At 70.3% G+C, this 24,628-nt stretch carries 14 protein-coding genes; 6 read left to right on the forward strand and 8 right to left on the reverse strand.

What is annotated here, in order from left to right; genetic code table 11:
• The first annotated feature begins 680 nt into the window (after window positions 1–680).
• Together WMF36_RS36920 and WMF36_RS36925 are read left to right on the forward strand one after the other, a co-directional pair.
• Window positions 681–3,662 (forward strand): penicillin acylase family protein, encoded by a 2,982-nt coding sequence (locus WMF36_RS36920; protein ID WP_437575509.1) that lies wholly within the window; start codon window positions 681–683, stop codon window positions 3,660–3,662.
• 536 nt (window positions 3,663–4,198) lie between these two features.
• Complete coding sequence (locus WMF36_RS36925) at window positions 4,199–4,861, forward strand: glutathione S-transferase family protein (protein WP_437575510.1); 663 nt, start codon at window positions 4,199–4,201, stop codon at window positions 4,859–4,861.
• A gap of 600 nt (window positions 4,862–5,461) precedes the next feature.
• Here the strand turns inward: WMF36_RS36925 and WMF36_RS36930 are convergent.
• A complete protein-coding gene (locus WMF36_RS36930) occupies window positions 5,462–7,099 on the reverse strand; it encodes a DNRLRE domain-containing protein (protein WP_437575511.1) in 1,638 nt (545 codons plus the stop codon).
• A 423-nt stretch (window positions 7,100–7,522) separates the two neighbouring features.
• The gene (locus WMF36_RS36935) at window positions 7,523–8,002 is read right to left on the reverse strand and encodes a hypothetical protein (protein ID WP_437575512.1); all 480 of its coding nucleotides are present in this window, start codon (window positions 8,000–8,002) and stop codon (window positions 7,523–7,525) included.
• A gap of 83 nt (window positions 8,003–8,085) precedes the next feature.
• Between WMF36_RS36935 and WMF36_RS36940 the strand changes: the two genes are divergently transcribed.
• Window positions 8,086–8,979, forward strand: a complete 894-nt coding sequence (locus tag WMF36_RS36940; RefSeq protein WP_437575513.1) for a LysR family transcriptional regulator — start codon at window positions 8,086–8,088, stop codon at window positions 8,977–8,979.
• Between the two features lie 86 nt (window positions 8,980–9,065).
• Here the strand turns inward: WMF36_RS36940 and WMF36_RS36945 are convergent, their stop codons facing one another.
• Window positions 9,066–10,586: an FAD-dependent oxidoreductase gene (locus tag WMF36_RS36945; RefSeq protein ID WP_437575514.1), complete on the reverse strand. Its 1,521-nt coding sequence runs from the start codon at window positions 10,584–10,586 to the stop codon at window positions 9,066–9,068.
• A gap of 30 nt (window positions 10,587–10,616) precedes the next feature.
• Between WMF36_RS36945 and WMF36_RS36950 the strand changes: the two genes are divergently transcribed.
• Complete coding sequence (locus tag WMF36_RS36950) at window positions 10,617–11,135, forward strand: MarR family winged helix-turn-helix transcriptional regulator (RefSeq protein WP_437575515.1); 519 nt, start codon at window positions 10,617–10,619, stop codon at window positions 11,133–11,135.
• 201 nt (window positions 11,136–11,336) lie between these two features.
• Here WMF36_RS36950 and WMF36_RS36955 read toward each other — a convergent pair whose 3' ends face one another.
• From WMF36_RS36955 to WMF36_RS36975, 5 genes are all read right to left on the reverse strand, one after another.
• Window positions 11,337–11,684 (reverse strand): hypothetical protein, encoded by a 348-nt coding sequence (locus tag WMF36_RS36955; RefSeq protein WP_437575516.1) that lies wholly within the window; start codon window positions 11,682–11,684, stop codon window positions 11,337–11,339.
• 242 nt (window positions 11,685–11,926) lie between these two features.
• Window positions 11,927–13,837 (reverse strand): aldo/keto reductase, encoded by a 1,911-nt coding sequence (locus WMF36_RS36960; protein ID WP_437575517.1) that lies wholly within the window; start codon window positions 13,835–13,837, stop codon window positions 11,927–11,929.
• A 421-nt stretch (window positions 13,838–14,258) separates the two neighbouring features.
• Window positions 14,259–15,512, reverse strand: a complete 1,254-nt coding sequence (locus WMF36_RS36965) for a PAS domain S-box protein (RefSeq protein ID WP_437575518.1) — start codon at window positions 15,510–15,512, stop codon at window positions 14,259–14,261.
• A gap of 356 nt (window positions 15,513–15,868) precedes the next feature.
• The gene (locus tag WMF36_RS36970; RefSeq protein WP_437582004.1) at window positions 15,869–17,209 is read right to left on the reverse strand and encodes a cytochrome B6; all 1,341 of its coding nucleotides are present in this window, start codon (window positions 17,207–17,209) and stop codon (window positions 15,869–15,871) included.
• Between the two features lie 600 nt (window positions 17,210–17,809).
• Window positions 17,810–18,352, reverse strand: a complete 543-nt coding sequence (locus WMF36_RS36975; protein ID WP_437575520.1) for a thermonuclease family protein — start codon at window positions 18,350–18,352, stop codon at window positions 17,810–17,812.
• A 677-nt stretch (window positions 18,353–19,029) separates the two neighbouring features.
• Between WMF36_RS36975 and WMF36_RS36980 the strand changes: the two genes are divergently transcribed.
• Complete coding sequence (locus WMF36_RS36980) at window positions 19,030–23,316, forward strand: VIT domain-containing protein (protein ID WP_437575521.1); 4,287 nt, start codon at window positions 19,030–19,032, stop codon at window positions 23,314–23,316.
• Complete coding sequence (locus WMF36_RS36985; RefSeq protein WP_437575523.1) at window positions 23,313–24,590, forward strand: hypothetical protein; 1,278 nt, start codon at window positions 23,313–23,315, stop codon at window positions 24,588–24,590. Before WMF36_RS36980 ends, WMF36_RS36985 begins: the two co-directional genes overlap by 4 nt.
• Window positions 24,591–24,628: the final 38 nt, after the last annotated feature.

Here is a 24,628-nt window from a genome sequence, read left to right on the forward strand (position 1 = left end):
GCTCGCCGCCCCGGCATCCGGTCCCACCAACACGAGAGCTCCTCCGACCGACCCGCCCATACCTCGGAGCTCGAGGATGGCCTGATCAAGGGGGGCGAAGTCGCCCAGGCCGAGTTCAGCGGCCTTGCGCGCGGCGCGCTTGTAGTGGTGGATCTGACGGCTCGACTTGTGCCCGCTCCGATCGGAGATCCACGTCTCGGTGCGCCCGTTCGCTAGCTTGATGGTGATGAAGGTCGCGCGGGTGTCGTGCAAGCGGATATTCAACCTCGAGTCCGTGATCTCGAACAGCTCAGGGCGACGGATGCCGGCGCGGCGCAGGTGGTTCGAAAGTTCTGCGCCCCATTGCGCCCCGGCAGGGGCCCGCTCGGCCCCATGAAGACACGCTCCTTCGGCGGGCACATAGCGAAATAGGCCCGAAGCGCGCACGACATCGGGTGAGAAGGTAAGATTCAGACAGCTTGGCGCGGCGGCGGTCCGGCACGGGCCGCGGCGGCGTCTGCGTGTCATGCTGGCCCAGACACCGCGCCAAGGCACGCTCCCTCTTGCCGATCGTGCCCTGGCCCATGCTGCCGCGAAAGGAGCTCCGAACCCTACCGCGCTTGACGACGTGCTGTTCCAGCCACCGCGTCGCGCGACGACACCGCCGCGGTGGCTCGCTTCCATCCTACCAAGGAGCGTTCATGCGACTGTCATTATCTTCGGCACATTGCGTCCTCGCCTTGGTCACCGGGCTCACGGGCATGCTCGGGTGCTCGGACGACCCTGGTCCCGGCAGCAGCGCGCCCGACGCGGGCGCGCCCAGCGATCCCGACGCGGGCGCGCCCGACGGCAGCCCGCCCTCCTCCGCGACGTTCGGTCCACTCGGCGATCGGCCGGATCTGCCCGTCGACGGGCGGCTCACCATCGACGGCCTGCTCTCTGCCGTCGATGTCGTCCAGGACAGGGACGGTAGGCCCCATATCTATGCCGAAAACCTCGTGGACGCGATGCGCGTCGAAGGGTATCTGACGGCGCGCGACCGCGCGCTTCAGCTCGAGATCTTGCGGCGCACCGCCGAGGGGAGGCTCGCAGAGCTCTTCGGCGACCTCGATCCCACCACCATCGATCAGGACATCGCTCTCCGCCATGTCGGGCTCGGTCGGATCGCCAGGGCCCAGTACGACGCGCTCCCCGAGGGGGAGCTCCGCCAGATGCTCGACGCGTACGCGGACGGGGTGACCCAGGTGTTCAGGAAGATCCGCTCCGGGGACATCCTCCCCCCCGAAGGCGCGATGGGGATACCCGCCGAGGCGTTCACCGACTGGGGCGGCGTCGACTCGCTCGTGATCAGCCGCTTCCAGAGCTACCTCCTGTCGTTCGACGCCGAGCTGGACATCACCATGCAGCAGTTCTTCGACGCCGCCCGGACGACGTTCGCGTCGAGCAGCGCCGATCCGCTCGCGCAGAAGCGCGCCGGCTTCGAGCGGGACTTCCTGAGGTTCGCCCCCTCCGAGCCCGCGGTGACCAGCAGCGGCTACCCCGCCTCCCCGGCGCGGGAGAAGGCGCAGAAGGCGGAGGACAAGGCGGCGAAGAGAGCGTCTCGCGCGCGACGACCGGGCCGCGCCGCGCCGGGCCGCGCGAAGCTCATTTCGTCGCTGACCGGCTATCTGAGCGCGGTCCAGCGCGCCAGGAGCAAGGTCGCCCCGGAGGGCTTCGGCTCGAACAACTGGGCCATCCACGCGAGCCGGAGCGCGACGGGGCACGCGCTCGTGGCCAGCGATCCCCACCTGTCGCTGAGCGCGCCGGCCGTCTGGTATGCCGTCTCGATCCATGTCACCGCGCCCGAGGGCAAGGACGCGAGCCGCGATGTTCACGTCGGAGGCGTCACCTTCCCCGGGATTCCGGGGATCATCCTGGGCCACAACGAGCACGTCGGGTGGGGAGCGACGGTCGCGATGTACGATGTCACCGATGTCTATGCCGAGAAGCTCACGCCCGACGGCAAGGCCGTGCTCTTCAAGGGCAATCCAGTGCCCCTCCAGACGGTCGAGGAGGTCATCGCGATCGCTGGCAGGGAGCCCTATACCTACCGTGTCCCGATCGTGCCCCATCACGGCCCGCTCCTGCCGACCATCGTCGACCACGCGGTGGTGGATCCGGACCCGGCCGTGGGGGCGCTCAGCGTCCGCTGGACGGGGCTGGAGCCGACGAAGGAGCTGGAGGCCATCTTCGGCCTGCTGCGCGCTCGCTCGGTCGATGATGCGCAGGAGTCGCTCTCGAAATTCAGCGTCGGCGCGCAGAACTGGGTGATGGGCGACGCCGCGGGCGACATCCTCTGGACGACGCACGCGGCGATCCCGACGCGGTCTCGTGAGGCGTTCGCCTGGGACGCGGCCACCTATACGGGCGTCCTCCCCTGCATGGTGCTCCCCGGCGACGGGACCGCGGAGTGGACCGGGACGCTCCCCGAGCACCTCATCCCCCGGGCGAAGAACCCGCCGGCGGGATACATCGCCACGGCGAACAACGACCCCATCGGGGACTCCCTGGACAACGATCCATCGAACGGCGCGCTCCCCGACGGCACCCCCATGTACCTGGGTTGCAGCTTCGACATCGGGTTTCGCGAGGGCCGCATCCAGGAGCGGATCGATGCCCACGAGGGACCTCTGTCGCCGGAGGATTGCGCGGCGATCCAGGGCGACATCAAGTCGGCGCTCGGCGCGAGGCTCGTGCCTCACCTCCTCCGCGCCATGGACCGCGCCGACGAGGAGCGCGCGACGCCCGGTACTCACCCCGATCTGAGCGCGATCGTCGCGGACGCCGCATACGACCCGCAGCGCCTCGCCGCCCTGCGGGCGCTCCTCGACGGCTGGGGCAAGGAGGCGGACTACAAGGCGGCCGCCGGCATCGATCTCGATACCGCCATGCCGCTCGCGGACGAGGGCGATGGCCCCGGCGCGATCGACGCCCGCGCCTCGGAGGCGACCTTGGTCTTCAACCTCTGGCTCGTCCGGGTGGTGCGCCGGGTGCTGGGCGACGAGCTCGGCCAGATGGGCTTCTCGTCGTTCTCCCGGGAGCTGTCGGCGAAGGCGCTCCTCCACCTGTTCTCCGCCGATCGGGAGCAGCTCGCCACCTTCGATCCGGCCGTGCAGGACAGCACGCTGTGGGACGACATGGGCACGCCAGCGGTCGAGTCCAGGGACGAGCGCGTGCTGCGCGCCCTGCTGGACGCCCTCGCCTGGCTCGATCAACAGGGCGGCTCCGGGGCTGCGGCGCCCCGCTGGGGCGCCTTTCACACGGTCACCTTCGACGCGCTCGTCCCCCTCTTCAGCAGCCTCAGCATCCCTCCGCCAAGCGATCCCCTCTGGAGCGGCGGCTTTCCGCGCGGCGGCGACGAGTTCGCGGTGGACTCCTCGGATTACCGCCTCTCGTGGGCGCTCGACGAGTCACCGGATTTCCGGTACGTCCACGGCCCGTCGCAACGGCTCGTCGTGGAGCTCGACCCGGCGGGGCCGAAGGCGTGGAACGCCATTCCCGGAGGCAATGTCTGGGACGCCGAGAGCCCACATTTCCGCGATCAGGCGGAGCTCTGGCGAAAGAACCAGACGCACCTGGTGCCGTTCCTGCTCCCCGACGTGATCCAGGCGAAAGAGTCGCGCACGGTGGTCGAGGCGCCGTAGCCGGCGGCATGCACATCCAGACCGATGTATCTCTGCATTGGCGCCCCCTTGCATAGCTGCTTTGCTCTGCAATCCAAGGCTTGCCTCGACGAGAGCAGGGCGCCAGCCCTTCCGCAGGCTCGCTGTCATGAGCTCGCTCGGCTCGACGTCGCCCTCACCGCCAGCCTGGTCCACCTGCCCCGAGCTCGAGCCCCCAGCGAGCGCCCCTCCGCCGTCGCCCACGTTTCACGTGAGGCACCGCGCGCAGCTCGTGTCCGGGCCGCCGCAGGCGCCCGCGCAGCGGGGCGAAGCGCCTGGACACGAGCGAGCACGGTGCCACCGCCCGCAGGCGACGGCGGAGATGCGCCGACGTCACCGGTGGGACCGGTGCGGTCGGCTCCTGCGAGGATCTGCGGGGACGAGGTTGCGGACGCCACGTTCCCAACATGCCTATCCTCCGGCCCTCGGCGGCAGGCCATGAAGATATTTAACGTCATCTCACCCCATGCTATTTCTGAACCAGTGCGTTCACTCGATCATGGGATGAGGTCAGCCTCATGAAAGTATACGTTTTCAAATCATTGCCGCCGTTTCTTTGGGGTTACACGCGCGACCTCCGTGCGATGTGGGCGCTGGAAGAGTGTGGAATCGCCTACGAGGCCGTCGGGCTCGATTGCGGTCCGAACGGTCTTCAGGACGAAGTCGAGTTCGGAATGGTATCGCCATTCAAGCAAGTTCCGGCGATCGATGATGACGGGTATATTTTGACGGAGTCGGGTGCGATTCTGCTTTATCTTGCGGAGAAATCCGGAAAATTGATTCCTTCTGATCTGAAGGGGCGCGCGCAGGTCTATCGCTGGACGATCACGTCATTGAACAACATCGAGCCTTTTTCGCTGCCGATTCTATTTGCCGATCTTCAAGGCGACTCAAATCCCCATTTACAGGCCTTGCGCCCTTGGCATGTCGAGATACTCGATCGCTTCTTGCCGACGATCGACCAAATGCTGCAGGCTCAACCGTTCATCACGAGGGCTGACTTCACGGTTGCCGACATTATTCTCACGTGCGTGCTGCGCGAACTTCGTAAGACGGAGATCCTCGCCAAGTATCCGAACGTCGAAAACCACCGCCGTCGCTGCGAAGAGCGGCCCGCGTTCGTGAAAGTCCTGAACGCCTACGAGGACCGCCTCGGCATTCCCCGCGGAAGCGCGCGATAAGCGACCCGCCGACGCCAAAGCTCTCCGCGCGCTGCTCGGCGCTCCGAGGACGCCACGAGCGGCCAGCCCGGCACGGGCACACCGAATGACTGTCCGGTAAAGAGCCCCGCGGGCGTGTTTCTCTCGTACGCCCAGGAGGATGCCGAGCTGCGCGCAGAGCGCGAGGACCACCTCGCCGGCCTCCAGGAGGAAAGAAGAAGGAGGAGCCGAGCCGCAACGCGCCCGACCCTTCGCCTGTCGACACCGCCCCGCCGACTGCCCCGGCGCCGCTGCCCAGCGCCGATCGCCCAGCGAAGACCTCCGTCGACGTGCGCCACGGTGTTGCGCTCCCCCTCCACCTGGTACTCCGTTCGCGTGATCTCGGCGCCGCCGAGATCGATGACATCGAATTTCGCCCACCCGCCGTGAATGACGCCGAACGCGCGCTCGCCGGGCACGACGCCCCTGTCGAGGCCGTAGGCGTACTCAGCCACGGGGACGTTCCCTCCGCCGATCCGGTAGACCTCGACCGGGAAGTCCGGGTAGATGTTCTGCCAGGTCCACAAGGCGACCATGGGAGTCGAGATACCGACGGCGGAAGCGGCCGGGGTCAGGAGACGATCAGTAGAAGCACACCTCAAGCGAGGGGCGGTCGCCGAGGATGCCGTGCTCGCTCGAACGGTAGCTGGTGAGCGCCGTCAGGTCCTCCTCCAGGAGGAAACCGTGGTTCGGGTGCACGCCGTCGACCCACGCCTGGACGAGCGCGGTCAGGTCGACGGTCGCGACGCCGGACGACGCCCCGAGGAACGTCGCCTCGACGGCCGGTTCGAAGCTGTCGGCGAAGCTGCTCCAGGTCACCGTGGACTCCGCCCAGGAGGCGCTGATGCGGTGCACCCGGATCTCGCCCGTGCCGGAGCTGTAGAGCGTGGTGCTGAACGTGGCCGACTCGACGGTGGCGCCGTACGGGATGGAGTCGAGCTCGAAACGGTACAGCGCGTTCGTCTCCGCGCCGTTGCTCAGGCCCGTGTGGAGATAGGGAGAGCTGCCCTCGTTGTAGCTCGGGTACAGCGCCCAGATCGCCGTGTCCGCCACCTGGCCGAAGACGCCCCGCTGGATCGTCACGCAGATGACGTCGCAGGCGTCGCCCACGCCGTCGCCGTCGGCGTCGCTCTGGTCCGGGTTGGCGGTCGCGGTGCAGTTGTCCTCTCCGTCGCAGAGCCCATCGCCGTCGCCGTCTGCCCTGCCCGAGCCTGCGCAGGCGTCGCAGGCGTTGCCCACGCCGTCACCGTCGCTGTCGGCCTGGCCAGGGTTCGGCGTGGCCGCGCAGTTGTCGCAGGCGTCGCCCACGCCGTCGCCGTCGGCGTCGCTCTGGTCCGGGTTGACGGCCGCGGTGCAGTTGTCCTCTCCGTCGCAGAGCCCATCGCCGTCGATGTCGTACGGCCCCGGGCCTGCGCACTCGTCGCAGGCGTCGCCGAGCCCGTCGCCATCGGCGTCGCTCTGATCCGGGTTGTGCTGGTAGCAGTTGTCCACCCCGTCGTCGCAGAACCCATCGCCGTCGCCGTCGTACGACCCTGATCCTGCGCAGTAGTCGCAGGCGTCGCCGAACCCGTCGCCGTCGGCGTCGCTCTGATCCGGGTTGGCGGTCGCGGCGCAGTTGTCCGCCCCATCGCAGACGCCATCGCCGTCGCTGTCGTCCGACCCCGGGCCCACGCAGCGATCGCAGGCGTCGCCGAACCCGTCGCCGTCGGCGTCGCTCTGGTCCGGGTTGTAGGCGTCCAAGCAGTTGTCGCACCCCGAGCCCGCGCCCGCCGTGGCGCCGTCGCCATCCCCGTCCGCGCCCCCGACGGAGCCGAGGTTGAGCGTGACGCCGCCGTAACAGACATACCGGTCGGCGCAGCGCACGCTGAAGCTGGTCACGTTGCGGTCGAACAGGCACGCTGACGCCGCCCCCTCGTCCGACGCGACGTCGACGCGCACGTAGCCCCACGCAACGGAATCATCACCGACCGTCGCGACCTGGAAGTCGTTACAGCTCGCGGGGTTGTAGAGCTCGAGCAACGTCGGATCGGTGATGCTCACCCGGAGCGGCCTGGCGTTGCACTCGCAGTCGTTCGAGCTTCGCACGGTGTCGAGCAGCGTGCCGTTCATGTACAGCGCGAAGCTGCTGTCCGCGCCGCAATCGATGTGGCCGATGGTGTACGTGATCGCGGTGGTGGCCGCGTGCGCCGCATCGGGCAGCAGCGCGATGCCGAACAACAAGCCAAACGTACGGAATAGCAAAGAGCCAATCTTGCCGTGATGACGCATCGTTTTTCCTCGCTTTCGGGGCGCTCGCACCGGAGCGCACGGGGCAAAGAGCACATCCGATGCCGCGGGTCGTCGTCGTGTCGAAATGAGAGGCATTGACATGCCGCACAGAGCATGTTGCAAAGGCCCATACCCGCCGGGCCGCGCTGCGCCCGTCGAGCTGCACGGTCCAGTGCTCGTAGCTTCCCGCCATAGATGCGACGGCGCTTGCCAAAATTCACCGTTCGGCACCAAAATTCACCGTCCGGTGAGGATCGCCACGATGGGGTAGCTGGAGGCGCTCGGAGACGTCCTCGAGAGCGAGTCGCTCGGGACCACCGACGAGCCCCCAAGTGTACGACGTCAGGCCCGCTCGTCGAGAGAGGATGCGGAGTGTCATCCGGCCGTACTGACGGGCTGTCCGCTGCTCCCTGGCGAGGAGGTGAGGGTCCTCCAGCCATACCAGCCGCGGCACAGCGCGTAGGCGAGCGCGGTCGTCGACACGAGCCAGAGGTCGATCCGCGCGGCCAACGGCGCCTCGGGCACGTCGCCGATCGCGAAGTAGTACACGGTGACGGCGAGCTTGTGGAAGAGCACGAGCTCCCACACACCCGGTAGCCGTCGCGGCCAGGCGGCGATCAGGGCCCACATGCCGGCGAAGACGACGTAGGCGAACGTCCGCCAAACCTCGACCACCAAGCGGTCGTCGGCCGCGCTGACGATGATCCGTACACCGCCCGCGAATGCGCCGAGGGTGAGGACCGCGTTCAAGGCCATCAGCCCGCGCCCGGTCCGGTCCGCTCGGGGGCTGGGGCCGCCGGGGGTAACCACTGACACGCTCGGTAGTTGCTCGGACTGTAGGTTCGCAGACTTCATAGAGGATCTCCTTGCTCACGAACATAGCGCACCGCTCGCGGAATGAGGTTCTACACAAACGTACATATGCTATACATTTGCGTATGGCCACGGAACCGAGCTGGGAGCTCTATCGATCCTTTCTCGCGGTGGTCCGCGAGCGCAGCCTGTCGGGCGCCGGGCGCGCTCTCGGGCTCTCCCAGCCGACGATCGGGCGCCACCTTCAAGCGCTCGAAGAAGCGCTCGGCATCTCGCTCTTCACACGCTCACAGCGGGGCCTGGATGTCACTCCGGCCGCTGTCGCACTCGTGCCCTACGCCGAAGCGATGGCGAGCGCCGAGAGCGCGCTGAGGCGAGCGGTCTCCGGCGAAGAACACGAGCTGCGGGGCTCGGTGCGCATCACGGCGAGCGAGATGCTCGGTACCGAGGTGCTGCCCGCAGCGCTTGCGGCCTTCCGCGAAGCGCACCCTCGCATCGCCGTAGAGCTCGTGCTCTCGAACCGCAACCAGGACCTGCTGCGTCGCGAAGCCGACATCGCCGTCCGCAATGTGCGCCCGACGCAGAGCGCCCTTGTGACGCGCAAGCTGGGCGTCCTCCACGTGGGGCTTCACGCCCACCCGCGCTACCTGAAGGTGCATGGCACGCCGTACACCCTGGAGCAGCTGCGCGATCATCCACTTATCGGCTTCGACAAACAACCAGCGCAGCTAGAGCTACCCGAGCTCCCGATCCCTGTCACGCGCGACATCTTCAGCTTCCGATGTGACAACGAAGTCGGTCAGTACGCCGCCCTGCGCGCGGGTTTCGGCATCGGAGTCTGCCAGGTCGCCCTTGCCAAGCGCGACCGGCTGGTGCGCGTTCTGCCCGACGCTCTGGAGTTCGAGTTCGGCGTCTGGGTCGTCATGCACCGCGACCTCAAGACCCACCGCCGCGTGCGGCTGATGTTCGATCACCTCGTCCGCCACTTGCAGGCCTACATCGCTTCCGAGCTCGACTGACGGCCCAGAACAGCGACCGCGGTTCCGGCGCTATCGAGCGAGCGCCCTCACCTACGCGGCGTGGCGAGAGCGCGCTCTCGTCCTTGTCATCCCCGTGATGGGAGGCCGACGCTGGCAAGGTAGGCTTCCAGAGCCGGTGCATGATCGGACGACACGATGGCGCCGATGTATCCGTCCGGCCGGACGAGCACCCAGTCGCCGAGCGACACGCCATAGGCAGCGCGGAGATGGCCGCCATCATCGACAATGTCGCCGTGCGGCCCGACGGCGTGGATGTGAAGTCCGGGGCGCGGCTTGACGGCCGAGAGCCGGTCCAGCCCGTAACCCAGCAAGGTCCAATGCGGACCCTGGAAGAGCTTGAAGAGCCGTGTCGGCATCCCCGCCACGCCGCGGACGGGCGCGTCCGGCGCTCGATCGCCCGCGAGGATGCCGCCGCTGCGTTTCGGCTTTTCCATGGCCAGCGACGACTCCGGGTATCCCAGATCGAGCTGATGCACCTCGCGACCGCGGCGCATGACGCCTCGCTTGGCCGCCTCCAGAAGCTTCGTCGTCAGGCCGAGCACCTCCGCGGCGATTGGCCGGCGCTCCTCCTCGTAGGTCGCGAGCAGCGTCTCCGGCGCACCTGCCAGAACGGCGGCGAGCTTCCAGCCGAGGTTGTAGGCATCCTGCACGCTCGTATTGAGGCCCTGCCCACCCATCGGCGGGTGGATATGCGCGGCATCGCCGGCGAGGAAGACGCGCCCGTCCCGGTAACGGTCGGCGAGGCGCGCGTTCATGGTGTAGGCGGAGGCCCAGGAGACCGAACGGATCACGATGTCGCCTCGACCCGTGCGGCCCGCGACCATCGCTGTAAGGCCTTCCGCGGAGAGATCGACATCGCCCTCCAGAGGAATCGGCGCCTGCAACTGGAACATGTCGGTACCGACGAGCGGGCACAGCGACATCTGCTTCTCCATCGATCCTTCGTTGAAGCGATGCCAGGCGTCCCTGCTGAGCCCATTCAGGACGACGTCGGCGACGACGGCGCGCACCCCCAGGGTCTTGCCGGGAAAGCCGATCGCGAGCGCGTGCCGTACGACGCTGCGGCCGCCGTCCGCTCCGACGAGATAGCGGACGCGGACGGTCTCCTCGCCCGTCGGGCCAGCGATGCGGGCGTTAACGCCCTCGCCATCCTGCTCGAAGCTCCTCAGCTCGCGGCCGAACTCCGGGTAGCTCCCGAGCTCCGCCAGACGCTCGCGCATCGCGGCTTCGGTCAGGAACTGGGGCACGAGGAGTGCCAGACGATAGGGCTCGCCAGGCGTCGGGTCCTGAGGCTCCAGGATCTGCGACTCCTCGTAGCCGCCGTCGTGGCGATACTCCCGCGGGGGTGGGTACAGGCCGCCGGTCGCGACGACGCGGTCGAGGATGCCCAGATCCTCGAACACCTCCTGGCTGCGCGGCTGGATCCCTTTGCCGCGCGAGCCGCGAAACGGCCCGTCCAGCCTGTCGATGAGTCGGAACGCAACGCCCCGACGGGCGAGCTCAATGGCCAGGGTCAACCCAGCAGCACCTGCGCCAACGATCAGGACATCCGTCGAAAAATTAAATTCCACTGCGAGCTCCGCCATTTTTTGGACTGCGTTTCGTATATGTGTACTATGCATATAGTTACGCCTTCCGAAGCGTCAAGAAAATTTGTGCAAAATACACGGATTACAAAAAAGAAGCTCCGCGAGCTCCACGGAGCCATGGTCGATCTGATCGCGCTCATGAACCAGCCGCAGCGCGATCAGACGCTGCTCGCGGAGGCGGGCCTCTCCCTGGATCGAGCCCTCTTTCCGCTGCTGGTGGGGATCGAGCGCTTCGGGCCGATCGGCGTGGTCGAGCTCTCGGACCGAGCCGGGCGCGATTACACGACCGTCAGCCGCCAGGTCGCAAAGCTCGAGAGCCTGGGGCTGATCGAACGTCGACCAAGCCCAGCCGATCGTCGCATCCATGAGGCGGTGATCACCGACAAGGGGCGGCAGGTGACGGACGCCTTGGACGCCGCGCGTCAGAGGCTTGCGGCCCCTATCCTCGCCAAGTGGAGTGAGGAAGACTTCAGCGACCTGGTGCGCCTGATGCGCCGGTTCGTGGACGACTTGATGGCGCCGTCAAGCGGAGCGGACAAGACCTGAGGGGCAGACCACGCTCCTCCTCGACGCCCCCAGCGGGCTCGGCAGAGGCCTTCGTGTCCACCGCCGCCGCGCCGCCCCCCCACCTCATCCCCGAGGGCGACGGAGCGGCTCAGGGTGCTGGCGAGCGAGGCGACCAAGGCCGCCCGAGGCGACGGATCGGTCGCGGCGAGCTCCCCAGCGTCGCCCGCGGCGCCCCCGACATCATTCGGTATCCCAGTCGCAGCGTAGGAAATGGCGCTGCTGCCGGAAGATCAATACCGCGTGCCTGCCGCGAATGCCGAGATGAAACTGCCGCCTGTCAGCGTCCGCGCGCTTGCGAAGTGCAAGCACTTGCTGTCCGGCCATGCGCCAGAAGGTCGGCTCCAGGTAGGCTGGGGCTGGTTCGTCCTGCGCCGAGTAGGCGATCGCGACGAGCTCGCCCTCGCCACCGTAGTTGACGATCAGTGTGACGCGCGTATTCGAACAATGAATGCTGTACGTTGCCTGAGCGAGACGCGGCCAAGCCAGTACTCCGAAAGCGACGAGGAGCGCGCTGAGCAGCTGATTCACGGGTCGCGAGTCAGCAAGGTCCGTGCCGCAGATCGATGACGCAATTCACGCGCGCGGACGGCTCGCCGCGTGCAGGGCGTGCAGGCGCGACGAGATCGCGTTGGTGACGAAGTACACGCCCTCTCGGCAGGCGCCACCCGGACGAGCCGCTGCAGCTCGAGCCCATCCCTCCTGGAAGAAGCACAGGACCAGCAACAACGACGACGGACACGGGGCGCCTGGTAGCTCTCCATCGCGGGCGCTCACTCGCCTGGGAAGAGCTCCTCGGCCGTCATGTACTTCGCCCCGAGCGCTTGCGCGAACTCCCGGTCGCTTTCCATATCGCCGACCATCACCAGGTGCTCGCGCGCGAGCTTATGGCGCTGGATCAGCCATATCCCGAGCCCCGGCAGCGGCTTGCGGCAGAAGCAGCCGACCGGAAACGCCGGGTGCGGGCAGTACACGACCTCGGCCACGGGCAGGCCGAGGAGCTCGATCGTCCGCGAGAACGCGGCCAGGACAGCCTCTTCGGTCACCGATCCTTTCGAGATGCCGCTCTGGTTTGACACGAAGAAGAGCGTATATCCGTCGTTGACCCAGCGCTCCAGGACCGCGCGCCGACCGGGCAGGAGCTCGACGTCGTCGGGGTCGCGCGGGTAGATTTCGCCGCTCTTTGTCCTTCGCAGCGTGCCGTCGACGTCGAGGAGCAGGCCCTTGCCCGTGAAGAGCGGATCAACGCGCCGGGCGAACGGGATCTCCTCGACCACCGAGAACCCCTCATCCACGTGCGGCGCCTCAAAATTCGCGGCCCACCGCGAGAGCGCCTGCGGCGGCGGCAGGTTGGGATCCTCTTTGCCGAGCGCTTTCATGTCCTCCGGCCCGAGCAGCTTGCCGTGGCGCTCGAGGACGCGCAGGACGACGTTCGCGTAGGCCTCGTTGATGGGCGTGGCCAGGTACCGGCACCGGACCGGCACGCCGTGCGCGTGCGCCATCCGGAGCACCGCATAGCGCGACGCGCGCGTGCCGTACGTATTGTCGAGGACCACCCGCGTTTGCCCCGAGGAGAGCAGCTCTCCGAGCTTCTTGACCACGCCGTCGAGCGTGCCGCCGAGCTCATCGCGGTTCAGGCGCGCGTACCCTCTGGCCGTGTAGCGGGCGACCTCCGACGATTTGCCTGCCCCTTGAATTCCCATGACCACGACCACCTCGGGCGCATCGCCGGGGCCTTCTCCGGGATCGAGCTTGCGCAGGCCGGCGGGGATCACGGGGGGCGCGACCGAGGCCAGCACATCGGCCGTGGGCGCAAAGCTGGTCTTCGAGAGGTCGGCTCGATCGCGCGCGCCAAAGGGGACCCGGAACGCGCGCAAGCAGGACTCGACGCTCGCACGCCTGGTCGCCCCGAACAGGGGAAGGACCGGGGGGCCGAGATCGAGCAGGGCCGCGAGGGCCGCCTCCTGGGGCGTGATGCTGTGCCGCGCGGCGATGGGCTTGATCGCGCGGTTCTTGAAGAGGGTATCGACCTTGGCGTGACCGCCGAGCGGCCGGTGGGCGAGGAACGGGATGCCCATGTGCTTGGCGAGCTCGAAGAGGCCTCGGGCGGCGCTGCCGCGATCGAGAACGCTCAGCTCCTCCTGGATGGCGCGCACCGGAAAGTGCCGCTCGGCCTGGCGGACCACCGCGATGGCGGTGTTGCTGAGGCCGAGGTGCTCGATGAGGCCCTCTTTCTGGAGCTCGGCGAGGGCGGCGAGGCTCTCTTCGAGGGGGGTCTTGGGGTCGGCCACGTGGAGGAGGAGCATGAAAATCCGCGAGACGCCGAGCGCCTTCAGGCTGCCCTCGACCGTGCGGCGCAGGTGGTCGCGGCTGCCGTTCGGGACCCATCGCCCTTTGGGTCGGGTGAGGCCCGCCTTGGTGACAACGCGCACGTCGTCGCGCGGGCCGGACCACGCGTCGAGCGCCTTGCGGACGAGGCGCTCTCCATAGTGGACCTCGCGGTCGGTGAGGCAGTAGGAGTCGGCGGTGTCGAGGAGGCGTATGCCTTGATCGAGGGCAACGTGGATGACGGCGGTCGCTTCCTCTTCTGAGGGGCGCCCCTCCGTGGCCAGCCGGAGCAGGCCGAGGCCGAGGGGAACGTCGAGGGGGCCTAGGACACCGTAGGGCGAGGGGGCGGGAGTCACGGAGACGCTGACGTAGCCAGGTCCGCGGCTCGATGCAAGCGCTAGCGCTGATGTTGCAGGGGCTCGGCGGCGTGCGCAGCGAGCGGCCCTCGACGGGCCTGGCGCTCGTGCTCGCCGGTAAGCTCGCGGTGCCTGCGTGGCAGACGTTTCCGCTGGCGCGTGCGAGCGGCGCTCACGCGCGGACTGAGGCGCGCGGGGTGAAGGTCGTAATCTCTCCGCCGATGATCTCGTGGAATCGCTCCTCCTCAGGAATGGCCAGGAGATCCTTCACGGTGGCAGGGCCCTTTTTCAATGGGACCGAGTTGACCCTGGGCAGGCCGACCTCTGGGCTCCGGGGCGGTGGGGCGCGTACGCCGCCGGAGAGTTCGCCCACAGCGCAAGATGCACCGCACCCGGTCCAGCAGAAGCAGCGGAGGCGCCGCTAGGCGCTGCAGCGGGAGAGCGCGTGACGGAGAGCGCTCTGGAGCAGCCCGAAGGTCAGGAACGCCCCCTCCGCGCCGCCGATCTCGGTCATGGTCCGCGCGATCGCCGGCGAGATCCCGGAGACGAGGCACTGGCTACCGAGGAGGCTCGTCGCGCGCACCACGGCGAGCAGGTGCGACACGGTCGCGGCGTCCACCGCGCTGACGCCGGTCAGGTCGAGGATCGCGAAGCGCGCCTGTGTCCGGACGATCTCGGGGAGCAGCCGCTCCATGATCTGCGCCGCCCTCGCGGTGTCCACGGTGCCGATGACCGGCAGCACGAGCACGCCCTCCCACGCCTGGATGATCGGCGTGGACATCGCGAGCATCGTCTCCTGCTGCTGCCGCAGCAGCGCCTCGGCGCGCTCGCGCTCGGCGTTCTCCTCGGCGAGCTGGCGGTTCTTCCGCTGGAGCTCCTCGGCGTCGCTCTCCCGGCGCTGGAGCGCCTCCCGGAGCTCCGCTTCCAGCCGCTTGGACGTCGTGATGTCCCTGACCGTCACCGCGACGCCATCGTCGAGCGGGATGATCTGGTATTGCAGCCACAGGCTCTCGCCCCCGGGCAGCACGCTCTCCGTCTCCGCGAGGAGCCGCTCGCGCGTCCGAAAGACGCGCTCGTATTTATCGAAGAGCCCGGAATCGTGAACCGTTGGAAAGACCTCGACGAGCCGCCGGCCGATGATCTCCTCGCGCGGCCTCGACGTCACCTGGCTCACCAGCAGGTTGGCCTCGGTGAACACGAAATCAACGGTCTCCCCCGGCTCGCCGACCGTGCGACGCAGCACGCTGAACCCGTCGAGGCTCCCGTCGATCGCCGCCCGGTACCGCGACTCGGCCGCGACCAGCGCCTCCTCGGCGCGCCTGCGCTCGGTGATGTTGCGCGCGACGAAATAGACGAGCTCATCGTCCGGGTAGATTACCGAGTTCCACTCGATCCACAGATACGAGCCGTCACGGCATCGATATCGGTTCACGAACGTCGCGGTGAAGTCGCCGGACAGCAGCTTCGCCGACTCGGTCACGGTGCGCTCGCGATCTTCGGGATGAATGAAGTCGAGGAAGGGCGTGGCCAGGAGCTCTTCGCGCGAGAAGCCGAGCGTCTGCTCCCACGCCCGACCGATGCGCTTGAAGTATCCGTCGAATCCGGCGATTCCCACCATGTCGACAGAGAGCTCGAAGAAGCGGTCGAGGTCGTCGATCCGAGAGGCTTCAGGCATGATGAAGAGCATGCCTATCACCTCCGCCGCGGGCCGTCGACCCCCTCGGCCAGGCGCCCCGCAGCGCGCCGCGCGATGGACGCAAGGCACACCACATCAGACCACGAGGTCATGGTGAGTGCGCGGCTGTCGCGTCCGCGGCTGTCGCGCCCGCCGGCCGGCGCCGCCGTCGGGCAGGCGCGCCGCCGGCCGGCGCCGGCACAGGCCGTGCACGCTTCCGCGCCATCGCGCGGCGATCCCGCGCGCGCGCATGCTGCGACGCAAGACCCGAAGCTTCCTCATCGAGCGCCTGTAGGAGCGAGCGCGCGCGGGCGGCGCACAGTCTCGCCAGGACCTCTGACACGCGGGACCAGAAACTAGAGGACCCGCATGAACGCCGTGAGGTCGGCCTTCTCCTGCGCCGTCAGCTTCGTGCCGAGCACGAGGTTGAAGAACTCCACGGTGTCCTCCAGCGTGAGCAGGCGGCCGTCGTGCAGATAAGGAGGGCTGTCCTTGATGCCGCGCAGCGGGAAGGTCTTGATGGGGCCGTCCGCGGTGGCCATCCGGCCGTTGATGAGCTCGGGCTTGAAGAAGCGCTCTGCCCGCAGGTTGTGCATCAGATTATCGGTGTAGTACGGCGCCGCGTGGCACGTCCCGCACCGGCCCTTGCCGTGGAAGACCTGCTCGCCGCGGAGCTCCTCCGGGGTGGCCTTCGCGGGGTCGAGGCGCCCGTCCACGCCGAGCTTCGGGGCCGGGGGGAAGTCGAGGATCTCCTGGAACTCGGACATCGCGTGCACCTGGTGCCCGCGATCCAGGATGTTGATCCCCTTCTTCACGGCGATGACGATATCGCCGTCGAAGTACGCCGCCCGCTGCTCGAACTCGGTGAAGTCCTCGACGGTCTTGAGCGCGCGCTGCGAGCCGAAGAGGCGCTGGATGTTCACGCCGCGCAAGGTCGGGGTGTCGACCCGGTGCCGGAACTCCTGCGGCCTCGTGTCGCCCACGAGGTGGGTCGCGTTGTTCGTGTGCCCGTTCGCGTGGCAATCGAGGCAGGCGACGCCGAGGCTCGCCTTCTCCGAGCGCCGGTCCGCCGTCGCGTTGAACTGCATCTGCGGGAACGGCGTGACGAGGAGCCGGAGCCCCTCGAGCTGCTTCGGCGTCAGGATGCCGTTGAAGAGCTCGTAGAAATTGTCGATCGTGACGAGCTGCCCCTTGGAGACGTCGCCCAGGTCGGGCCGCGTGGTGAGATAGATGGGCGCCGGGAACTCGGAGATGAGGTGGTCCGGCAGGTCGAAGTCGAGATCGAAACGCGTGAGCTCGCGCCCTGTCTGGCGCTTCAGCTCGTCGATCTGGACCTTCGGGAAGACCATTCCGCCTTCCGGGTGGTTCGGGTGGGGCAGCGGCAAGAAGCCCCTCGGCCAGAGCCCCCGCTCCCGGATGGCATCCGGCGTGAGCGCGGCCAGCGCATCCCATGTGGCCCCGTTCGAGAGCTTCACGCGCACGCCGGCCTGGACGGGCTTGCCGCGCGACATGGTGACCCCCTGCGCAGCGCGGCTCGACAGGTCGTACCGCTCCTCGAGCAGAGTCTGATGGCGCTTCATCACCGCGGGCTTGTCGGCCTTCATTCGGGCGACCATCGCCGCGAACGGCTCCTTGTCCTCCACAGGCAGGTAGCTCGTCCGCGGCGTCTCGGGCCCGGGCGGAGGATTCGCGTTCATGGGGGCCCGCGGGCCGGCCGGCGCGATCGTCCCGGCCGTCGCCGGCGGCGCCTCCCGCAGGCCGGCAGGATCCTCCGGTCCCGCGCTCGGCGCCGAGGCGCAATGCACGAGGCCCAGCGAGAGCGCCGCGGTGCACGCCACAAGGCACGAGATATCCATTCTCTTCACAGACATAAAAGCGCTCCTTCGCGAGGGATACGTCGACGGGGAACGGTCGACCGGGCGCTCCGGTCTCCGGTGCGCCGAGCTCCTGTCCGGCTCACACGAGATGTCGGCTCGCCGGGCACCCAAGGCAGGCGCCATGAGCCATTCCGCCCGTAGGCGACTCTCGTGCCAGGGTCGCGTCCGCTGTGCGCGTCGAGCCCGACCAGGAGCGGAGCGCGGCGTCCGCCGCGCGAAAGCGCTCTCTTTTGGCTCGGATCGGGAGGCGGGCAACCCGTCGAGCCATCCAGGCTGGCCGCATGCATGGGCTCAGGCGCGCGATCGGCTTCGCGCAGGAGCCTGGCAAAACGAGGCGGATTGCCACGGTGCGTGGCAGGGTGGCTCGCCCGGCGGAGCCGGGCGACCTGAAAGAGGGGAGCTTGGACGGAGGCCGTCCGATCAGCCGCCGCGCGGGAGCCTCTCCGTCGCGATGCGGACGAAGGGATCCTTGACGTCCCGAACGTCGAAGAAGAACACGCGATCCCAGCACGGCACGCGCTCGCGCTCCGACAGCGCGAACACCTTTCCTTGGGACAGGCTGCCGACGAGCTTCGCGCTCGACTGGCCTCTCATGCTCCACCGGAACTCGTACGGGAGCAGGAGGCTTGTATCGCTGAACATGCCGCGCCGCTCGGTGAAGCTGCACCGCGCAGCCTCGGATAGCTCCTGCGCGTGACGCAGGTTCGGCGCGACGATGTACGTCATCGCCAGGCCCTCCTCGAGGAGCTGCTGGTTGATGAGCCGACCTCCTGACAGGACATAGGCGAGGACGCGCCCGTAAGCGTCGCACGGCTGTTCGTCCGTCTGGATCTCGACCTCGGCGCCTTCGGGGAGCAGCTCGGCGAGCCGCGCGGACGCCGCCTCGGCCCAGCGGCCCTGCGAGGCGCCGAGGAAGTGCGTCTCCGGCGTGTCGATCGAGAGCATGCGGATGGGATGGTTCACGCCCCGTTCGTCGCGTACGTGGAGCGTGTCCCCATCCACCGTCCTGACCACCTCCGCGTGGAAGCGCTCGCCCGGCAAATCAGGCGCTCTGCGCAGCCTCCGCCTCCGGGAAACAAGGGACACGTAGCCGATGAACCTCCGGAATCCCGGAAGCAGTCCTGTCATCGCCCCCTCCTGTGCTGGATAGACTTCCAGAAACCACCGTTGTAGTTCGCTCGGACGTTCGCCCGGCCCAGGCGGCCTGTTCCATGATGGTATGGACCGAACCCGGTCCGGCTGACAGCGCTCGCTACGCCTGATCCGGAGGCAGGAGGTGGCCTGAAGCGCCGAGCGGTGGGAGGAGAGCAGGAGAGAATCAACGCAAAGGCGCAAAGGCGCAAATAACGATACACCTCGCCCCCCTTCTTCTGTTTGCGCCTTTGCGCCTTTGCGCCTTTGCGTTGAACTCTCTCCTTCTGCTCTTCTGTTCTGCTCCAGGCGCCCTTGGCCGCCCAGATCCCGTCCCCGCAGCAGGCCGCCGCCCCCGCTCCGGGATAGGGCTACGCTTCCTGCGCGCTTTCCCGTTACGATGACCGGCGCGATCGCTTCGGTAGATCGCGGCGGGGCATGAGACGTCTGCATGCAACCCCGCACTTGGCTCCCGGGGGCGAGGGCCACCGCGGCGAGGGAGGTCTCGGATGTCGTCGCACGAACAGATGGAACCGGCCGGAACGCCGGCAGAGAAACGCGCGCTGGAGACGGGCGCCGAGCGGGCACGCCGCAAGCGCAGCCTGCGGTTCCGGCTCGCAGCCGGGGTGCTCGTGCTCGCCGCCAGCGTGACCGCGCTCCTCCTGACCCAGGAGAAGGCGCCCACGAAGGCCAGCGCCATCGGCGCCCGGCTCGAGCTCTCCTCGGGAGAGGTCACGCTGGAACAGGACGACCGGCGGTCGACGGTGGTGTCCGGCATCCCCCTCCCGGTCGGGGCCGAGCTCGCGACCGGAAAGGGCGCGCGGGCGCTCGTGCGGCTCGCCGACGGCTCGGCGGTGTTCCTGCGCGCCGACTCGGAGGTCGCGCTCGGCGCAGAGGGGCTCTCGCTCGCGCAGGGCGAGGTGTGGCTCGACGCCCCGCCCGAAGGGCGCGGCGAGCTCTCGCACGCGCTCGGAGAGGTCCGGGTCACGGCCGCCGACGCCGGCCTGTCGATGAGGCGCTCGGGCGACGCCGTGAGCGTGTACGTGGCCCGCGGGCTCGCCATGGTCACCGCCCCCGGCGGGCGCGTCGAGGTGCACGCAGGGGAGCAGGTCACCGTCGCCGGCGGCGCCGCGCCCAAGGTCGCGCCGCTCGCCTACTGGGACGACTGGACCGGCGGCATGGGCGACCACCGGCCCCTCGCGGGCGAAGGCAGCGGCTCCGGCCGGATCTACGGCGTCGACCTGCAGGGCGCCCCCGGGACGCAGGCGCGCACGCTCGAGATCAGCCGGCAGGCCGTGCGCGCGGTCGTGCGCGACGGCATCGCCGAGACCGAGGTGGACCAGACCTTCTCGAACCCGGGCGGGCGACAGGTCGAGGGCTGGTACTGGTTCACCGTGCCCGAGCGGGCGCTCGTGAGCTCGTTCGCGGTCGAGACGAACGGCGTGCTCGTCGAGGGGGAGGTCATCGAGCGGACGGAGGCGGCGCAGCGGTACCAGGCCGCCGTGCAGAGCGGCCACGAGCCGGCGCTGCTCGAGTGGGTCGACGGGCGCAGCTACCGCGCCCGCATCTTCCCGGTGCCCGCGAGCGGCTCGCGGCGCGTGGTGCTGCGCTACGTGGAGATGCTCGGCGCGCCGACCGGCAAGCTCGCCTACGTGTACCCGATGCGCTCGGCCGATCCGGTCCAGATCGGCGAATTCTCCCTCTCCGTCGACCTCGGGCAGGCCGGCCAGGGGATGAAGATCGCGACCCTCGCCGACGCGGTGATCGAGGACGGCGGGCGGCGGGTGAGCATGCGGCGGAGCGGCTACGCGCCGCGCGCGGACTTCCAGCTCGAGGCCTCCGTCAAGGAGAAGCCGTCGCCGCTGCGCATGTCGCGCTTCGCCGCGGGCGAGGACCGCGCCGACTACGTGATGGCCCGGTACGTGCCCGACGTGGACTGGGCCGAGCTCAAGGAGCTCCCCGCCGACCTGGTCGTCGTGGTGGACACGTCGGCGTCGGCCGACGAGACGGCGCGACAGCAGAAGGCGGCCGCGGCCGAGGCGATCCTGCGGGCGATGTCGCCGTCGGACCACTTCGCGCTGATCGCGCTCGACTCGGCGCCCGCGGTCCTGCACCCGAAGGAGGGGCTCGCCGAGGCGTCGGACAAGGAGATCTCCGCCGCGCTCACGCGGCTGGCCGAGCACGCGACCGGGGGCGCGACCGACCTCGGCGCCCTGTTCGAGTCGGCGCTCGGGCGCGTGCACGGCAAGGAGCAGCCGGCCGTCATCTACATCGGCGACGGGCTCGCGACGAGCGGCGAGGTGACGGGCGCGCGCCTCGCCGAGCGGCTCCGCCGCTCGCTCACGGACTCGCGCGCGCGGTTCTTCACGGTCGGCGTCGGCGAGAACGCGAACCACGCGTTGCTCCGCGAGCTCGCGCGCGCCGGGGGCGGACAGGCGTTCCGGATCGACGAGACCGAGGGCTCGACGTCCGAGGTGCTGCGCCTCGCCGGCGCGATCAAGACGGCGACCCTCACCGATCTCTCGATCGACCTCGGCGCCGGGCTCGACGAGCCGATGCTCACCGCGAGCGGCAAGGTGTCGCGCGGCGAGGAGGTCGTGCTGCTCGCGCGCACGCACCACGCGCTGCCCGCGAAGGCGGTCGTGAAGGGGCGGCTCGCCGGCAAGGAGTACTCCCGCGAGCACCCGATCGAGCTCGATCGGGGCGTCGGGGCGGCGCTTGTGCCGCGCTTCTGGGCGGCCGAGAAGGTGCGGCGCCTGCTCGCGGACGGCGACGACATCGAGGCGCACCGGGGCAAGGTGGTCGAGCTCGGGCTCGATTACGGGCTGATCACGCCGTTCACGAGCACGCTGGCGCTCGAGAGCGAGCAGGCGTACCTGAACCAGGGGATCCGGCGGCGGCGCTCGCCGCTGCGGGGCGAGCGCCTGACGGCGCTCACGCCCGAGCGGGAGCGCGAGCTCGCGGCGCTGCTCGCGCCGCCCGCCGCGGCGGTCGCCTTCGGGTGCTCGAAGAGCGAGCCGGAGAGCGCAAGCTATGAGGAGAGCCCGGGGAAAGAGGGCGGCTACGCGCAGAAGGGGTCGGCGCCGGCGCCGATGATGGCGCCGGCGATGGCGCAGAAGACCGAGGAGCGGGACGAAGGCGCCACGGCGGTCCCCGCGTCGCCCGAAGCCGCGCTGCCGGCCCCGCCCCCCGCGGGCGCGGCTGCAGCGGACGAGGCGGAGCAGCAGCCCGCGCCGCAGGAGCAGGGCATCGTGGCGCGCCGCGCGGACGCCCCTCGCGCGCGGCCCGCGTCCGCGAGGCCCCCGGTGGCCGGCGAGCCGGTGGCGCTCGGCGCGAACAGGGCCAGCGCTCCGCGCGGCGGCGGCGGGCCGGTCACGCCGGCCGCGGGCGCCGCGCCCCTGAGCGCAGCGGTCAGGACGACTCCGGCGGACGCGCGGAGGCCGCCCGCGATCGGGACGTCCAGGCCCCCGCCGGTCGCGACGGCGCCGTGCAGCGACACCGCGCGGCGGCCGCTCGCCGAGCGCATCGTCGTCTGGTCGAAGCGCCTCGCCCGCGCCACGGCGGCCGAGCAGCTCATCGCGCGCTACGAGGGCGCGCTCTCGACCTGCGAGCTGCCGGACTGGCGCTCGAGGGCCGCGCTCCTCTCGCTCCTCCAGGCGAAGGTGTCCACCGAGGGCGGCGCCGAGGCGCTCCTCGGGCGCTTCGCCGGCGAGCCCGAGGCGCAGCGGTTCATCGCGCACGCGCTCCTCCGGCGGAGCGTGGACCCCGCGATCTCCGCCGCGGTGCGGCGCACGCTCTTCGGGGGCGCCGATCCGAAGGCGAGCTGGACGCTCATCGACGAGCGGCTCGCGGCGCTCCCGGCGGTGGACGACCGGCTCGCGCTGCTGCGGCAGGCGCTCACCGAGCGGCCCGACGACCCGGAGGGGGAGATCCGACGGGTGCGCCTCCTCGCGGAGGCGGGCCGGAAGGACGAGGCGCTCGCCTACGGGCGGAGGCTGCGCGACCGCGGCTTCATGAGCCCGGGGCTCGCGCTGGAGCTCGGCGACGTGCTCGCCTCGAGCGGCTTCGAGGCGGACGCGCTCCGCACGTACTCGGAGGTGGTCGAGTTCGATCCGACGAGCCCCGCGTCGCGCGGGATGCTCGGCGACGTCTACCTCCGGCACGGCTGGTACGCGGCGGCATACCGCCAGTACACGACGCTCACGGACCTCGCGCCGGCCGAGCCCCGGGGATGGCTGAGGCTCGCCGCGGCGGCCGCGGGGAGCGGGCGCGTCGACGAGGCGCTCCGCATCCAGCGCAAGGTCGCCGCCGCCGAGGGCACGCCGGGGCCGGACGATCCGCGGGCGTGGGCGCGGCTCCTGTCGGCGGCGCGCATCGGCCGGCTGCTCGCCGGCGACGGCGCCGCGGCCCCGGCGGCCGGCGCCGAGGCCGAGAGCCTCACCCGCAAGCTGAAGGAGCTGCAGCTCTTCAGCGGCCCGGGGGCGCTGCGCGTCGTGCTCTGGGAGGACTACGCGGCGGAGCTCGCCCTCGCGGCCCGCGACGGCCAGGTGGACGCGGCGCTCGGCGACGGCCTCTTCGCCCCGGCGGTCGGGCTCGCGGCGGTGCAGCTGCCGGCGTCCGAGCTCGGGCGCCTCGAGTGGCGCGTGCGGTTCCGCAGCGATCCGCCGGGGAGGGACGTGCGCTTCATGGTGACGACGATCGCGTGGGACGGGACGTCCTTCCGGGTCGCGAGCGCGCCGGGATCGATCGGCGCGCGGGACCGGGAGGTGGTGCTGGCGAGCGCCGCGCTGCCATGATCGACGTCTCGCTGCTCGGCTGGCTGCTCGTCACGCTGACCTCGCCGCTGTCGCTCGTCCTGCTGATCGTGGCGCTCGGCTCGGTGGCCTACATCGGCGTGACCGCGCTCGGAGCCGCGCCCCCGCAGCGCGGCGCGCGGGCGGTCGGCACGGGCGCCGCGGCCTGCGCGCTGGCGGCCGGGATGCTCGGGCTGCGCGTGGGCGCGGGCGCGGCCGCGGCCGTCCCGACCGCCGCGGTGGGGATCGCGGCGGCGGCGGCGCTCGGGGCGACCGCGGCGTGCGCGTGGACCTTCGGCGCGCGCGGCGCGGCGGCGCTCGGGGCGGCGCGGGCCCGGCGGAGCGCCGCGGCGCTGCGGGCGGGCGACGAGCGGCGCCGGCGGCTCGCGGCGAGCCAGCGCGCCTACGTGGAGGGCGACGACCTCGCCGCCGAGACGGCGGCGGCCGACGCCGCCGTGGAGCGGCTGCGCGCCGCGGTCGAGGCGCTGGCCGACGCGCGCGACGTGCTCGAGGCGAGGCGCGACGCGGCGCGGGGGGGCGGCGCGGTCGGCGACGGCGACGAGCACGGCGCGCCGGGCGGACGGGGGTCGGAGCAGCGGCCCGAGGCGAGCGCGCTCGCCGAGGATCTCGCGCGGGCGTGCGACGAGGCCGCGCTGAAGGGCTCGATGGGCGAGCGGGTGCTCGCCGCCGCCGAGGCCGCGGCGCTGCGGGTCGCATGCAACGCGCCGCTCCGGCGGCTCCTGCGGCGGCGGCCGCGCGAGGCCTTGCAGGCGCTCGCGGCCCTGGGCGCGGGCGCGATCGCGCCGGCAGCGGCGTCGATCGAGGCGTTCCTGGGCGAGGTGCGGGCGGCGCGCGCCGAGGTCGCCGAGATCGCGGAGCGGCGCGCGCCGGGCGGCGCGACCGGCTCGGGCGCGGAGGAGAGCCCGGCGGCCGTGGCGCTGGGCGAGCTCGCCGCGATGGAGTCCGCGTACGGGGCGCTGCTCGAGCGGCTGCGCCTTTCGGAGCTCCACGCCTCGACGCGCGCCTCGGTGGAGCAGGTCGAGAGCGCCGCAGGCGCGCTCTCCGCGGCGGCGAGGGCCGCGGCGGTCGACCCGGCGGCGCTCGGCGCGCTCGTGACGGAGGTCGCGCGCGCCGAGTCGGCCGTCGCCATCGCCGCGCCGGAGGCCGGCGGCTCGAGGGCGCTCGCCGAAGCGCTCGCCGCGGGCTCGCTGGCGCTCGATCGGAGCGACGCGACGTCGCTGTCGGAGCTCATCGCGGCGTTGCGCGAGCTCCGGTGAGGCGGTGGCGGGAGGCTTCTCCTGAGATCGAGCGCCGG

It is taken from the genome of Sorangium sp. So ce887 (assembly GCF_051521455.1).
GTDB lineage: Bacteria > Myxococcota_A > Polyangia > Polyangiales > Polyangiaceae > Sorangium.